General features: G+C 40.6%; 15 protein-coding genes. 1 reads left to right on the top strand and 14 read right to left on the bottom strand.

Annotated features, from left to right (window positions below; genetic code table 11):
- Positions 1-7: 7 nt before the first annotated feature.
- Positions 8-628 (bottom strand): outer membrane lipoprotein periplasmic chaperone LolA1, encoded by a 621-nt coding sequence (lolA1, locus tag EAX61_RS11105; protein ID WP_430641070.1) that lies wholly within the window; start codon positions 626-628, stop codon positions 8-10.
- A gap of 104 nt (positions 629-732) precedes the next feature.
- Positions 733-3177, bottom strand: a complete 2445-nt coding sequence (locus EAX61_RS11100) for an FtsK/SpoIIIE family DNA translocase (RefSeq protein ID WP_121917760.1) — start codon at positions 3175-3177, stop codon at positions 733-735.
- 167 nt (positions 3178-3344) lie between these two features.
- Between EAX61_RS11100 and EAX61_RS11095 the strand changes: the two genes are divergently transcribed.
- Positions 3345-3905, top strand: coding sequence for a mycothiol transferase (locus tag EAX61_RS11095; RefSeq protein WP_121917759.1), 561 nt, complete (start codon positions 3345-3347; stop codon positions 3903-3905).
- Here the strand turns inward: EAX61_RS11095 and EAX61_RS11090 are convergent.
- The 12 genes from EAX61_RS11090 to EAX61_RS11035 all read right to left on the bottom strand — a co-directional run bounded on the left by EAX61_RS11090 (position 3892) and on the right by EAX61_RS11035 (position 13619).
- Positions 3892-4254, bottom strand: a complete 363-nt coding sequence (locus EAX61_RS11090; protein WP_121917758.1) for a diacylglycerol kinase — start codon at positions 4252-4254, stop codon at positions 3892-3894. The genes EAX61_RS11095 and EAX61_RS11090 overlap by 14 nt on opposite strands.
- A 3-nt stretch (positions 4255-4257) precedes the next feature.
- The gene (tpx, locus tag EAX61_RS11085; protein ID WP_121917757.1) at positions 4258-4758 is read right to left on the bottom strand and encodes a thiol peroxidase; all 501 of its coding nucleotides are present in this window, start codon (positions 4756-4758) and stop codon (positions 4258-4260) included.
- 116 nt (positions 4759-4874) lie between these two features.
- Complete coding sequence (locus EAX61_RS11080; RefSeq protein ID WP_121917756.1) at positions 4875-6836, bottom strand: endonuclease; 1962 nt, start codon at positions 6834-6836, stop codon at positions 4875-4877.
- Positions 6837-7056: 220 nt separating this feature from the next.
- A complete protein-coding gene (locus tag EAX61_RS11075) occupies positions 7057-8139 on the bottom strand; it encodes an endonuclease/exonuclease/phosphatase family protein (RefSeq protein ID WP_121917755.1) in 1083 nt (360 codons plus the stop codon).
- Between the two features lie 84 nt (positions 8140-8223).
- A complete protein-coding gene (locus tag EAX61_RS11070; protein WP_121917754.1) occupies positions 8224-8673 on the bottom strand; it encodes a GNAT family N-acetyltransferase in 450 nt (149 codons plus the stop codon).
- Entirely contained in the window at positions 8673-8990 is a 318-nt protein-coding gene (locus EAX61_RS11065) for a YbjQ family protein (RefSeq protein ID WP_121917753.1), read from the bottom strand. The genes EAX61_RS11070 and EAX61_RS11065 overlap by 1 nt, the downstream gene beginning before the upstream one ends.
- A 149-nt stretch (positions 8991-9139) precedes the next feature.
- On the bottom strand, positions 9140-9853 hold the full coding sequence (locus EAX61_RS11060; protein WP_121917752.1) for a pirin family protein: 714 nt from the start codon (positions 9851-9853) through the stop codon (positions 9140-9142).
- Positions 9854-9856: 3 nt separating this feature from the next.
- Positions 9857-10294 (bottom strand): (4Fe-4S)-binding protein, encoded by a 438-nt coding sequence (locus EAX61_RS11055; protein ID WP_121917751.1) that lies wholly within the window; start codon positions 10292-10294, stop codon positions 9857-9859.
- 2 nt (positions 10295-10296) lie between these two features.
- Positions 10297-10602 carry a GNAT family N-acetyltransferase gene (locus EAX61_RS11050; protein ID WP_121917750.1) on the bottom strand — a complete coding sequence of 102 codons (306 nt, stop codon included), beginning with the start codon at positions 10600-10602 and terminating at the stop codon, positions 10297-10299.
- A 139-nt stretch (positions 10603-10741) separates the two neighbouring features.
- Positions 10742-12550, bottom strand: a complete 1809-nt coding sequence (locus EAX61_RS11045) for an FAD/NAD(P)-binding protein (RefSeq protein WP_121917749.1) — start codon at positions 12548-12550, stop codon at positions 10742-10744.
- Positions 12551-12610: 60 nt separating this feature from the next.
- Complete coding sequence (locus EAX61_RS11040; protein WP_121917748.1) at positions 12611-13021, bottom strand: nuclear transport factor 2 family protein; 411 nt, start codon at positions 13019-13021, stop codon at positions 12611-12613.
- 16 nt (positions 13022-13037) lie between these two features.
- On the bottom strand, positions 13038-13619 hold the full coding sequence (locus EAX61_RS11035; RefSeq protein ID WP_121917747.1) for a hypothetical protein: 582 nt from the start codon (positions 13617-13619) through the stop codon (positions 13038-13040).
- Positions 13620-13636 lie beyond the last annotated feature (17 nt).

Raw genomic sequence — 13636 nt, 5'->3', positions numbered from 1 at the left:
CTATTAACTAGAGTTTGTTGATGTAGTAGTTACTGTATTTACTCTCATCAAAAACAAACATATTTTTAGCCATAGGCTGGTTTGTTTTAAATGAGTTTACGGTAATTGTGATTTTAGAGCCATTTTTTTGAGAAATAATAAGCTTGTAAATGTGCTTGGTTTGCTTATCTATTCCCAGTAATGTAGATTTTATTTCACTATTAGAATCTATAGGAGTGAGTTTTACAAATTGTATGGTACGACCTTGTACATTTTGAGAAATGTCCATTTCCTGTCTATATCCATCATTAAAAAATGATAACATTTTAGATGGTGTAATTGCGTCAGGATCTTGGTCGCTCATAGGACTTATAGTTACTTCTTCATCTTCTGGAGATATGCTATACACATTTTTTCCATCAAATAATTGCGTCGTTCCTATAAGATCAAGTTTATAAAGATCTCCTTGTAACACTACGTTTCCGCGTGTTTCTTGATTAATACCTTCGGCATCATTGCTCAGTCCGTATTTAAAATCTATGGCGATATTCTCGTAGCTTTTTACCTTAGCATCTACTTCTTTAAGTAGTGTCTGTGCGGATTGCGCTTTCGCGAAAGCGGCCATAAACAGCAATACCACCACTGGCATTGTGCGTTTTACAAAGCTATGGTATCCTTTCCTAGCAACAGGAACAAGCACTCTTCTAAACAAAATGGGTGCGAGCCAAAAAATCAATTTCTTTTTCATAATCTTTATTCGTTATCAAGCAGTTGGTCAAGAGCAGCAATATCTGGAACTAAAACCTGTCGTGCTTTACTACCTTCAAAAGGTCCTACAACACCGGCGGCTTCTAGCTGGTCTATGATACGTCCTGCTCGGTTATATCCTAATTTTAGTTTACGTTGTAATAAGGAAGCGCTTCCTTGTTGTGCAATGACTAAAACTTCGGCAGCATCGCGGAAAAGCGCATCTCTATCTGATGCATCTATATCAAGACTTGTGCCACTCTCTTCACCTACATATTCTGGCAATAAATGGGCATCTGGATAGGCTTTTTGATTTCCTATATAGTCTACAATACGCTCCACTTCTGGAGTGTCTACAAAGGCACACTGAATCCTAACTACATCATTTCCTTGAGTGTAGAGCATATCGCCACGACCTATAAGCTGGTCTGCACCAGAAGTGTCGAGTATAGTTCTACTGTCAATTTTGCTAGTTACTCTAAAGGCGATGCGGGCCGGGAAATTTGCCTTAATTATACCCGTAATCACATTTACAGACGGGCGTTGTGTTGCGATAATTAAGTGAATACCGATGGCACGAGCAAGCTGCGCTAGACGGGCGATAGGAGTTTCTACCTCTTTTCCAGAAGTCATAATTAAATCTGCAAATTCGTCTACCACAAGTACTATATATGGTAGGAACTTGTGGCCATTGTTTGGATTGAGTTTACGGGCCTTAAACTTGACGTTATATTCTTTGATATTACGACACATCGCATCCTTGAGCAGGTCGTAACGTGCGTCCATTTCAATACAAAGTGAGTTGAGCGTATTGATAACCTTTGAGTTGTCTGTAATGATTGCTTCGTCCGTATCGGGAAGTTTTGCCAGATAGTGACGCTCTATTTTATTAAATAAAGTCAGTTCAACTTTTTTAGGATCTACGAGAACAAACTTAACTTCGGCGGGATGTTTTTTGTAGAGTAGGGAAGTGAGGATCGCATTGAGTCCTACGGATTTTCCTTGTCCTGTGGCTCCAGCCATAAGTAGGTGAGGCATTTTAGCAAGGTCCACAACAAAAGTTTCATTCGAAATGGTTTTTCCTAGTGTAAGCGGGAGTTCCATTTCTGCCTCCTGAAACTTCTTGCTTGCCACCGCAGAACGCATACTCACAATACGCGGATTCTTATTAGGAACCTCAATACCTATGGTTCCACGTCCAGGAATAGGAGCGATAATACGAATCCCGAGCGCACTCAATGAAAGCGCAATATCGTCCTCAAGGTTTTTGATTTTTGAAATTCTAATTCCAGCTTCTGGGACAATCTCATACAGCGTAACCGTAGGACCTACGGTCGCTTTTATGTTTGAGATACCGATTTTGTAATTGTTTAGTGTATCTACAATTCGATTTTTATTTTCCTCGAGTTCCTCTTGATTTATGGTTATTCCTTGCCCTTTTGTGTAATCCTTGAGTAAGTCAATAGGAGGGAACTTAAACTTGGCAAGCTCGAGTGTAGGGTCAAATTCGCCAAAATCTTCTACAAGCTTTGCACTTTTAGTGTCCGTTACTTCCTCTTCCTCTATGGTCTCTTCAACTTCGACTATGACTTCGTCGTGTTTTGGGACATCCACTGTTTCTTCGGTTGGGGTTTCTACGGTAAATGATTTTGCCGGTTCTCTTTGGGTTAACGTAGGTTCTAGGTTCTCAACGTTGAGTTCCATTGCGGTTTTACCTTCTTTCTGGACGAGGGCGTTTTCTTTTTCCGCTTTCGCGAAAGCGGCCTCATTATCTTTCAATATTGCTTCTGCCTCATAGGAAAGAGAATTATCCACAATCGCAGCCCCTTCTGCCGAAAATTCATCTGAAAGTTGATCCTTCTTTCTGTTAAAAAATGCACCCACTTTTTCTGGGGTAAGTTTTAAACGCAAAACTAAATAAACAATCGCGAGAAAGACCATCACGATGATCGCTCCCGTGAGACCTAGATAATCTTGAAGGAAATCGTTTACCTCATAACCCACCGTACCACCTATAATGTCGCTCTTTTCATTAAAGAACCCAAAAAATACAGAGAGCCAAAGCATTAAAAGTAATCCCCAGAACCAAAAGCGTTGCAATGCCTTCTTTGCGTAGTCAAAGAAGAAATAGATTCCAGATAATGTCGTGAGGCCTGCGAGAATAAATGCAGCGATCCCAAATCCTTTATAAACAAAAAAGTGGCTTATCTGAGCGCCCACAATACTCATCCAGTTTTCGGCTTGAGAGTCACGTGTGGCATCGTCGAGGATACTTTGATCTGCTTTCCAAGTAAAAAGATAAGAGCCAAAGGCAAAGAGCAACACTAACCCGAGAAGAAACAAAAAGCTTCCCAGAATAATTTGCTGCTGCCGCGAGAGTTTCCAATTAATGGGCTTTCTAGGCGTTTTTTTGTTTGCCGGTTTTTTAGTCGTAGTTTTCTTTTTTGCCATAAAAGCGTGCAGCGATTGGATTGTCTGGATTTGTGCTAAAAATACAATTTTGAAACGGAAAAAAATGCCGTTTATGCGCAGAGCTTGAATGAATTTTTAACACCTACCCCTTTGTCCTTTTGTGCTGATATGCTGTAACTTGTAAATTCATCTAATCAAATTTCATTATGAAAAAGCAATTATTTATAGGTGCTCTCTGCCTATTCTTTATCACAACAAACGCTCAAAACAAAATTGAAGCTCCTAGAGGATACAGTCCACAAGTGGGTAATCTTGTTTCTATGCTGGAAGATTTAAAAGGTCGTGTCACGAGATCTGTGCAAAACTTATCGCAAGAGGAGACAGATTTTTTATTGGATGATGATGCAAATAGGATTGGAGCGATGATTATGCACCTCGCCGCCACCGAGATTTATTACCAAGCATATACGTTTGAAGGTCGAGAAATGAATAAAGAGGAACTTAAGAAATGGGGTGCAGCAATGGATCTAGGGGATAAGGGTAGAAGCGCTCTTGTAGGAAAACCGATATCCTACTATCTCGAAGAATGGGATAAAGTAAGAGCCGAAACTTTAAGATTATTAAAAACAACAGACGATCAGTGGCTCACAAAAAATCCAGAACAATCCTCTATGAACAATCACTGGGCGTGGTATCACGTGATGGAACACCAAGCAAATCATATGGGACAAATAAGGTTGATAGCAAAACGGGCTAAAAAATCTTAGGCAAGTAAATAATTCCAGCCACAATAACAGAGACAAGTGCGGCAATACCTACGGCTCCCGCAGCTACATCCTTAATGCGACCTATTTTCTCGTGATAATCCGGATGGATAAAATCTGCAACGCCCTCTATAGCGGTGTTTAAACCTTCTGCGGTCATTACAAGTCCTACGCATAGAAATTGTGCTATCCACTCGTAGTTTGAAATTTTAAAGAAAAAGCCGGCAATCGTTACCAATACAAAAATCCCAAATTGTACCTGAATACTTGCCTCAGTCTTTAAAAGATGGATGCCTCCCTGAAATGAATACTTCATTCCCTTGAGGCGTCCTTTTATAAATTTGAGAGCCATAGATTACTTTAAGGCATTTAGCGCACCCTCATAATTAGGTTCTTGTCCTATCTCTGGAACTTGTTCTGTGTAAGCTACTTTTCCGTCCTCATTTATCACAACCACTGCGCGTGAATGTAATCCAGAAAAACCTCCGTCCTCGATGGTAACGCCATAGTCCGTACCAAATTTTCCTGTTTTAAAATCAGAAAGAGTATGCACGTTTTCGATACCTTCGGCCGCACAAAAACGCGCTTGTGCAAATGGTAAGTCGCGCGATATACAAAGTACTTCTGTGTTTGATGCGCCGGCCATTTTTTCATTAAAAGTGCGTACAGACTGGGCACAAACTCCAGTGTCTACGCTCGGAAAAATATTGAGGACAACACGTTTACCTTTAAAATCACTCAATTTGCAAGTGGAAAGATCATTTTTAGAAAGTGTGAAATCTGGTGCAGTGCTTCCTACTTTCGGGAGCTCTCCTACTGTTTTAGTGGCGGTTCCGCCCAAGGTTATGTTTGCCATTGTTTTGTGTTGTTAGTTTACGTAAAAGTACAGAAACAGGTGGTAATTATTGGTACGCTTTCGCGATTCATCCTGAGCTTGTCTCAGGAAAGCGTACTCCTAAAAATAACAGCCCTCTATCTTACAATCAATCTTTTAGTCACGGTGCCTATATCAGATGTGAGAGTGACATAATATACACCAGAAGGATAATTGTGGTTGAGAACCATAATGTTCTTAAATGGATAGCTGTGTATACGCCGTCCTGTCTGGTCATAAATGATCGCTTCTCCAGATAGTTGTGGTGCTGTAATCGTAAAAGTGCGATTGCTGGGATTAGGATAAACCCGAACGTCTACCGCCGAAAATTCATCTACACGTAGCGGATTTGTCCAAGTATCACCTACGTTATTACCCCAAATATACTCGGCTAGGTCGGGCATATCTATAAAAGGATTTCGGTTAAATTGCCATTCATAAACCACGTTATTGCGGTTCATCTCATAATCATCAGGCGGGTCATTGCGGTGCCATTCTAAAAGCACATCCAGATCGCCCAGTTGTCCTACGGTACTATTTGCAGGGTTACCAGAAACTACATCAATTCCATTATATCGTATCGTGAGAAAAAATATACTCCGTGCTACATCTCCGTAAAAACTGCCTTGGTTTCCAGTAGGACCGCTATATTCTCCATAATCTTGATTGCCACGAGAGCTATTTTCTGGACCGTCTGCGGCGCGTAATCCGTGTGCATCGCTGTTTGCGTGACGTAGCGAGTCTGCTTTGGTCGGGAAGAATATATCAATTCCATCTGCAATCTCATCTGCTTCAATGTCAAAAAAACCACCACGGGACCGCGGGTAGGTGTGTTCTCTATTCCATAAACCAGTATTGCTCCCGCCAGATGTTTGAAAATCTAATTTAGGTCTTTGTTGCTCTGTGTAAACGAGCCAAACTTGATTACTATTAAGTGGGCTTTGGTCTGCACGCTTTAAAATATCAATAACGTCTGCATAAGTTTGAGCACGGACCACATCTGGGTCTGCAATGATGTCTTGTATGGCTTGTACCAGCGCATCATCTGCTAAACCGTCTATAGGGTCATAATATCCGTTAGGCTGTGTGCTTTCTACTTGATCAAAGGTTGGATTAAGCGGTGTTCCCCAACTGGCCATTGTAAAGTCATTATCTACAATGCGTACTTCTAGATTATCATTTGCACGCTTAAAACCATCAGGTAGATCGCCAAAGGTAATTTTCATCACCTCATCACCTTCATCTTCACTATCATCTATAGTGGTAATCGTTCTGGTGGCGGTATTTTCCCCACTTAGGATTATAATTTCCGTAGCACCAGTAAAGTCATCTGTATCAAATCCTTCATTATCTAGTGTAAAGGTAAATGTGGTATCCTCAGTTACATTTTCTGTAGTAGTAAATACAATGTCTATGGCATCCCCTTCGTCATATTGCTCCTGAGCAACGGTGTACCCCACAAGATTAAAAATTACACCACTTCCGTCATTTAACGCGCCTGGTGTTGGTAATGTCACATTGTATCCTCCGGTACCATCTGCTTGAATAGAATTGGTGTCAGAAGGACCGTTACCGCCTTCATTTATTTGTTCGGTTTCTCCTAGTAATGCCAGAAGATCAGTATCGTCGCTATCATTAGTATCATAGACTAAGGCGTCTATAAGATTTGTGGTCGTAGCCACCGTAAATTCAGGAAAATCAGTATCGTCGCCAGCGTATATAGCCACGGCATCTGCTCCATTTTGAATAGTACTGTCAAAGAGGATAAAGTCAGGAACAGGAGATACATCGTTATTTCCTATAAGTACAATACCATTTACGTCAGACACGAGCCCATCAAGATCCAGTACAAAATAACTACTATCCCCGCCGCTGTCCGAACCGTTGAACAGCACTAGGACAAAACCATCTAAAGACATTTCTGGGGTCTCGGTGAGAAGCTCTATGATTTCCAGTCTATCTGTACTGGGAGTGTCTGAATCCAGTTCATTTATAGTTACTTGTGCAAAAAGGGTGGCACTAAATAATAATAGGAAAGCAAAAACTAAGGACTTTTTCATAAGACTGTATTGATACTGCAAAAATACTATTTGTCACTACGACTACTGTTACCTAAATGTAAATAGATGTATTTTTTAGAAATGGGTACGCTTTCCTGAGACAAGCTCAGGATGAATCGCGAAAGCATAAAAAAAATTAGTTGTCCGAGGAAATTCAGAATTTGAGTGCTATGTCACATATTTATCTATAAAATAGCAGTAACATAGGAAGCGTCTATTTTCAGTATTTTATTTGCATATCTAAAAGATTTTGCTCTTTAAGCTGTTCTTCTGCATTCTTTATTTGTGCAGGACTTGGCTCATCTGCTTTCTGTTCACTTGCCTTTTCGGGCTCAAAAGTTAGTTCTGTGAATACAGGAAAGTGGTCTGATTTTATATGATCTGTACGCTCCAGACTTTGTACACGAAATTCCTCAGATATGAATAAGTGATCTAGTGGCCAGCGCAACATTATATTTTTTGCATTGAACGTATTATAAAATCCGCGACCTATGCGTGGGTCCAGTAAGCGACTTATTTTTCTGAAAAGAGAAGTAGTGTTTGACCAGGCTACATCGTTAAAATCGCCTATTACAATTACCGGCATTGTTCGTTCATTTGCACTAAAAGCTGTTTTCATCATTTCTGTATCTCTGTCAGAACTCATTGGATTATGCTGTGGCATAGGCGGTGTGGGGTGAATGGCATAAAGCTGAAATTTATCACCATTACGCAAAGTGACCTTCGCTTCCATTGAAGGAATTTCCTTGTCTACCAAGAATTTGATTTTTGCATCGGTCATTGGGAGTTTTGAGTAAAGTAGCATCCCGTAGGTATTATCAAATGGCTGTAGTAGGTGGTGTGGATATTTTTGCGAAAGCGTACCATTTACCCCATCTTTCCACTTTGTATCCGTCTCCATTAACAAAACGATATCCGGGTTTCTTTGCTCAATCTGGTCGAGAACTAGCTGGTATTCCTCGTTTTTTTGGAGAACGTTAGCGCTATAAATAGTCAAGGAACTATCTTGAGAGGTGATAGTACTATCTAAAGCTTCTTTACCTGAAAAAGGAGTGTAGGAGTAAATTTTTGTGAGTTGAAATGCGAAGCAGGCGATAAGCACAGACACAAACAGGTAGTCTTTATAGTATTTTATGTCAAACTTGATAAAATAAGTTACAATGGCTATAAGGGTAAGGGTAGTGAGTTGTGCGTGGGGGAAATCAAAAATCCGAATCCACCAGTAGTCTATGGCAATGAGTGGTAATAGCGTGAGGATTACGGCAAGGATGCCAAAACCTTGTAAAAAATGCTTGAGTTTCAAAGTTGTAAATGGTTTGGTTAGTTCATTGCAAAATACAATCTAACGCAAGACCAGTTTCTTAACTCCTTCACAAATGTGAGTATTCTAACATATGGGTTTTTCGAAACAAACACTATTTTCAACACCCACGTAAGGTTCATAATTTTCTATCTGGGTGTATCCTAATTTCTTGTACAGCGCAACGGCATCTGGCATACGTTTTCCAGTTTCCAGTAGGCATCTTGTGACGCCCAGCTCGCGTGCCCAATCTTCTAGCGCTTTTACGATGGCTTTTCCAAAACCGTTTCCTCGTGCCGTTGGATGCACAAACATTCGTTTTATCTCAAACGCTTGGTTATCCATTTCACGTATGGCTCCGCAACCTACAGCAACACCATTATCATATAGTACAAGGCAATTATCTAAAGTTGCTGTGGTATTGAATTGCGCATAAAATTTGTTCTCATCGCCATCTATTTCAGCAAGATAGCTGTCCAGCAGTTCCACAAGACCTTGAAATGCTGGGTTTTGAGATGAAGTACGTTCTATTTTCATTACTTAAGGGCGACTGCCGTCCCCATAACAGATATCGTTGTTAGATTTACTTGTCCCATCGTTTCAACGTCCATACTAATACCTACAATAGCATTTGCTTGCATTGCCTTTGCATTCTCTCTTAAGCGTATAAAAGCTTCTTCTTTTGCCGCTTCCAGACCTTTCTCATAATTCTCATAGGTCTTTTCGCTATTGAATTGGTCTTTAAACGAGAGCCCTTTTGTCTTAAATGAACTCGTATAGATAGTCGCAGAAACTAAACCTAAGTAGGTATGAATCTCCTTTCCTTGAATAGTATCAGTAGTGGATAAAATCATTGTTTTGTTTTTCTCTTGTGAAAATAGGGTTTATTACGCTTTCGCGAAAGCAGAAAAAGAAAACCTCAATGAAACCATTGAGGTATTAATCGAAATGCCTTTTGTAAGGCAAGCCTTGAAGATTTGAATCCTAAACTATCGACCAACGATTAAAAATCCATCGGAACTTCAATAAGCAACACTTTTGAGCCAGACTGAGCCGAGATTTCTGCTTCGGTAATGTCAGAGATACCTATCGCGTCACGCTTGCGCAGTATCTCTCCAGCAATCTGTATGGTTCCTTCTAGCACAAAAACAAAAAGACCGTCATTTTCATTCTTGAGTGTGTATATTGCAGTCGTCTCCTCGGTAAATTCTCCTATATGAAACCACGCTTTTTGATAAATCCACACGCCTTCATCATCTTTATCTGGAGATAAAATTTGAACAAATTCATTTTTTACACCATTCTCATTGATGCGCATCTGGTCGTAGCGAGGTGCTACGGGACGTGCATTAGGCATTATCCAAATCTGTAGAAACTTGACTTCTTGGTCGTCATTTTTGTTGTACTCGCTGTGATTAATCCCAGTACCTGCGCTCATCACTTGGATATCACCCTCTCGTATAATGGTCTCATTCCCCATACTATCCTTATGCTCAAGATCTCCCGAAAGCGGGATAGAAACAATCTCCATATTGAGATGCCGATGGGTATCAAAACCCCGTCCAGGAGCAACCCTATCATCATTAAGCACGCGCATTGCGCCAAAGTTCATACGCTCAGGATTGTGGTAATTTGCAAAACTAAAGGTGTGGTAACTCGTGAGCCAGCCGTGGTCTACGTGGCCACGGGAGTCTGCTTTATAGATTTCTGTTTTCATAAATTATTCTGGATTGTGCGCTTCTGCTTTAAAGTTGTTTTTATTATGATTTCCGTTGCAGAAGGGCAGATTATCTGACGCACCACAACGACAGTAAGACCTGCGGGTAAACTTGGTTTCCTTCGTACCGTCTTCATACGTCACAAGGACTTCTTTTTTACTCAGTATAGGTCCATCCTTAAGGATGTTCAAATGTCGTATTCCTTCTTCTGCGCTGGTGATGGTTTGTGAGTCCATAGAATAGGAGAGGGCTCCAGACGGACATTGTGCAATTTGATTTTTAAGTGCTTCTGTGGTCGCGTCTTCTGGGGTGATCCACGGTTTTTTCTCTGGGTCATATACGTCAGGAAGCATTCTAACACAGGCACCAAAATGCCAGCATTTACTGGGCTCCCAATGTACTGTAATCTCTCCGTTGCTGTAGTCCTTTATCTTGCTCATAATTATGCGATGTTTATTCCTTTAAGTACAAGGGATTTGTACTCAGGATTCTTTTTAATATAAAGTGCAACAAAGGGGCACAAGGGTATAAGTGTGAGATCATTATTTTTTACCCATTCTAATGTCTTATGAACCATAGCGGTGCCTACACCTTTTCCTTCTAATTCTGACGGAACCTCGGTATGCGTGAGGTATATCTTATCCTGTGTTTTAATATATTCTATACGGGCCAAATTATTTTCAACCAAAAGTTCAAATTGCTTCTTCTCCGTATTGTTCTTTAAGGTGAGTGATTCTAATGTTTTCATACGATAAATTCTTAGTCTTAAAAGTAAGAACTAAAGTTCAGTATTTTAGCGTGTTTAATTTTATATTAACGCTTTCCTGCCTGTCCGGCAGGCAGGCGCGAAAGCATATATCAAGTTGATCCCAGTAGCTTAAAACGTTCTATCCATCCGTTTTCTTAGTATCTATCATTTGAGCAACAGACCGCTCCGCCCAATTCCTAATACGCTCCCCGAAACATTCTAAAATAGCATCTACACCTATGACGCTCCCTTTAGAAAGCCTTCCCAAAACCGCAAGCGGGATAAAACTTTTTCCTTCTGGAGTTTCCACATAGCCGTAATCATCTGTGCGTATGCCCAAGTCCGTGTGCAACGCTTCAATCACGTCACTTTCCATCAAATTTTTTATGATAGGAGCGGTAACTGTGACTAATTTTGGCGGATCTAGTACCGCGTTTAGCATCACATCTACAATGATTTTTTTACCATTGCTCTCTAATTGCCAGCCATCATCTACTAACGTGATATCAGGATTATTCACAAAATCCAAATTTAAAAACCCAGCTTTATGAAGTGCTATTAATTGCTGTATGCTTTCTACCGGTGGACCGTAGGAATAGCGTTTTGAGGCTTCGTCCAGAGCAATGACCTCGGCGATGACATTGTCGCGAAGATCGGGATAAGAGAACTCGCTGTAAATCGAGGGCTGGCAATGACGCCAAACTTGTCCCACGCAATAATCCAGACTTATTTTACCGTTGCTCGTGGCCATTGCTACCTGCATTTCCATCATCTCGATGACGGGTATTTTGTGCAAGAGCAAGAGCTCGTGTTCTAAACTTTGATCGTTCAGATAATTGATGATGAGGTAATACAACTCTTCGTCAGTTAGGTCGTGGGACCAAGCGCTGTCTCCCAATTTCTGAAAAACTGGAACGACCACCGTCGCTATCTCTTCCATTAAAAAGTAATGATGTTCTGCCGAATGCTTTCCACAGGCGCCTTGATGTACCGCTTTCGCGAAAGTTTTCAATGCTTCATCACTCGGCATAAATTGATTATCTATTGCTTCATTGAGTGGTTTGGGAACCATCGGGAGTCCATCTAGAGAAAACGCCACAAATTGTTGTGGATGCTCAGCCGAAGAATAATATGTAAGCTCTTGAGTTTCTTCATTTATGACCTCAAAACGACCACCTTTCTTTAAGGTAAGCGCCCTAATCTGATCAATCATGGCTAGTCCAAACCCTCTGAAAGCAACGGTATTTTCTGCATCTATTTTTGCCTCCAAAATCTTTTCGATTGGGTAGGCTTCCGTAAATAGGAGTGGGGTTTTGGCTTTTGCGACGTGTGCTTTCCACGATTTTAGTTGGTCGGATAGTTCGGTGTCTTGATGACCTATGGTTAAGACGACTTCGTCTATATGAGATATTTCAAAATGTTCGGCATCTTGATTGTCGTTATTGTGGATTGGGGTGTTGTTCGCTTTCGCGCAAGCGGTAAAAAACCTCCCATCATAATCCAGCTTCGTCACTCCACCTTCTATTATTTCCAGCCATCCAGAACCCATAAGTGTTTGAGCTATCGTCTCAAACCGTGCGTTGAGGTAAGTTCCCATTTTTGCCCGTGGCGGAAATTGGTCAGGATGCGTCGCGGGCGGGTTTTGTTCTTCTTTAGGAAGCCATTCTGTATAAGATGGGAAGCTCGGGATAATCGTTTCCCCTATACGCATTTCAGGTCTACCAGGTAAGTTTTGAAGCGCACGCTCCGTAATATTGAGCCAATTTGTATCTACCTGCGAGGGACTCCATACCCAGCCAGAACCACGATGGCGGAATGGCTCAAAAAGCGTGATTTTAAGTTTTTTGTGAGTATCGCTATTGTGGAGTGCGAGATAAAGACTCTCCAGCGCGTAAAGTCCGCGCGGTCCTCCGCCTACGATGGCGAGGTGTTTGGTGGGTTGGTTCATTTATCAAAGCTATAGTATCTATTTAAGTTTATAGCTGAGTTTGTGATTGTGTTGGGAGAATTAGGAGCGTTTTCTTATGGCCGTCATCTTGACGATCTTTTCATCCTCAACCTCATATATAAGGACTATTTCAAAGGGTGCACCACCACGAGCACCTGTGATATATTCGTGGTCTATGACTTTATTGTCAAACACGGTACGCTTTAAAATTTTGGAATGTAAATCTGGCGATGCCTCAAAATAAGGTTCATAAATAGCGCGAACTTCTTCTATACCATTTGCTGTTTGTTTCCCGTCATTAAAATTGTACATCATCACGTCTTCTGAAAAATAGGACATAAACGCCTCGATATCGTGGGCGTTGTATGCGTCTAGATTTGCTTGAACGATGGGTTCTGGGTTTGGGGATGGCGTTTGGGCGGTCATAAGGAGTGGGAGGAGGAATAGTATTATTGTAGCTAGTGTTTTCATATTTTTAAAGATAAATCTATTTATTCACAACGCTAGATTCATCAAATAGCTTGATGTAACTCTTAATAGGAATATTGCCATTGAGTTGTGCAAATTCATCTATGAGGTTCCTAAAGAATTGGATTGCCGGCAAAATTGGGTCTGTCCAATCAGAAAATTCTAAATGATATTTCATTTCTAGTCTATACTGGTCTTTTTCGTTTAGCCCTGTAATTCTAGGTTGAAATTTATCTCTATCTGCAATTTTTGAAAGATATTCTAGACCAATATCATTTTGAATGAAGTACTCCAAATTCTTATTTTTTGTTTCTATTTTAAAACGTTTTGACTTAGGAAAGAATAAGCTTTTCCAATGGGAAATCGTTTCAATTTTAAAATTGTTGTTCTGTATTTGCTTTGGAAGAACTACATAGATTTCGCCTGTAAATTGAGTTCCCGTTGTGTTGTATACAATAATCTCAAATTCCTTGTGCGGAATCTTTAAAAGATAAACCACGTGAGGACTTCGTACACCCATACCTATGCTTATATCATTATCTGTGAAGTAAGACGTACCGTTTTCTTGATTTGCAATGTTCTTAAAAATGGTTTTATACATGTACCTAGTTAGTGATA

Origin of the sequence: Dokdonia sinensis (genome assembly GCF_003688895.1) — a bacterium.
Classification (GTDB): domain Bacteria; phylum Bacteroidota; class Bacteroidia; order Flavobacteriales; family Flavobacteriaceae; genus Dokdonia; species Dokdonia sinensis.
This window is presented reverse-complemented; position numbering and strand designations above follow the sequence as displayed.

Coding starts and splice junctions, on each gene's coding strand:
- lolA1 (WP_430641070.1), bottom strand. CDS start 628: ATGCCAGTGGTGGTATTGCTGTTTATGGCCGCTTTCGCGAAAGCGCAA.
- EAX61_RS11100 (WP_121917760.1), bottom strand. CDS start 3,177: ATGGCAAAAAAGAAAACTACGACTAAAAAACCGGCAAACAAAAAAACG.
- EAX61_RS11095 (WP_121917759.1), top strand. CDS start 3,345: ATGAAAAAGCAATTATTTATAGGTGCTCTCTGCCTATTCTTTATCACA.
- EAX61_RS11090 (WP_121917758.1), bottom strand. CDS start 4,254: ATGGCTCTCAAATTTATAAAAGGACGCCTCAAGGGAATGAAGTATTCA.
- tpx (WP_121917757.1), bottom strand. CDS start 4,758: ATGGCAAACATAACCTTGGGCGGAACCGCCACTAAAACAGTAGGAGAG.
- EAX61_RS11080 (WP_121917756.1), bottom strand. CDS start 6,836: ATGAAAAAGTCCTTAGTTTTTGCTTTCCTATTATTATTTAGTGCCACC.
- EAX61_RS11070 (WP_121917754.1), bottom strand. CDS start 8,673: ATGAAAATAGAACGTACTTCATCTCAAAACCCAGCATTTCAAGGTCTT.
- EAX61_RS11065 (WP_121917753.1), bottom strand. CDS start 8,990: ATGATTTTATCCACTACTGATACTATTCAAGGAAAGGAGATTCATACC.
- EAX61_RS11060 (WP_121917752.1), bottom strand. CDS start 9,853: ATGAAAACAGAAATCTATAAAGCAGACTCCCGTGGCCACGTAGACCAC.
- EAX61_RS11055 (WP_121917751.1), bottom strand. CDS start 10,294: ATGAGCAAGATAAAGGACTACAGCAACGGAGAGATTACAGTACATTGG.
- EAX61_RS11050 (WP_121917750.1), bottom strand. CDS start 10,602: ATGAAAACATTAGAATCACTCACCTTAAAGAACAATACGGAGAAGAAG.
- EAX61_RS11045 (WP_121917749.1), bottom strand. CDS start 12,550: ATGAACCAACCCACCAAACACCTCGCCATCGTAGGCGGAGGACCGCGC.
- EAX61_RS11040 (WP_121917748.1), bottom strand. CDS start 13,021: ATGAAAACACTAGCTACAATAATACTATTCCTCCTCCCACTCCTTATG.
- EAX61_RS11035 (WP_121917747.1), bottom strand. CDS start 13,619: ATGTATAAAACCATTTTTAAGAACATTGCAAATCAAGAAAACGGTACG.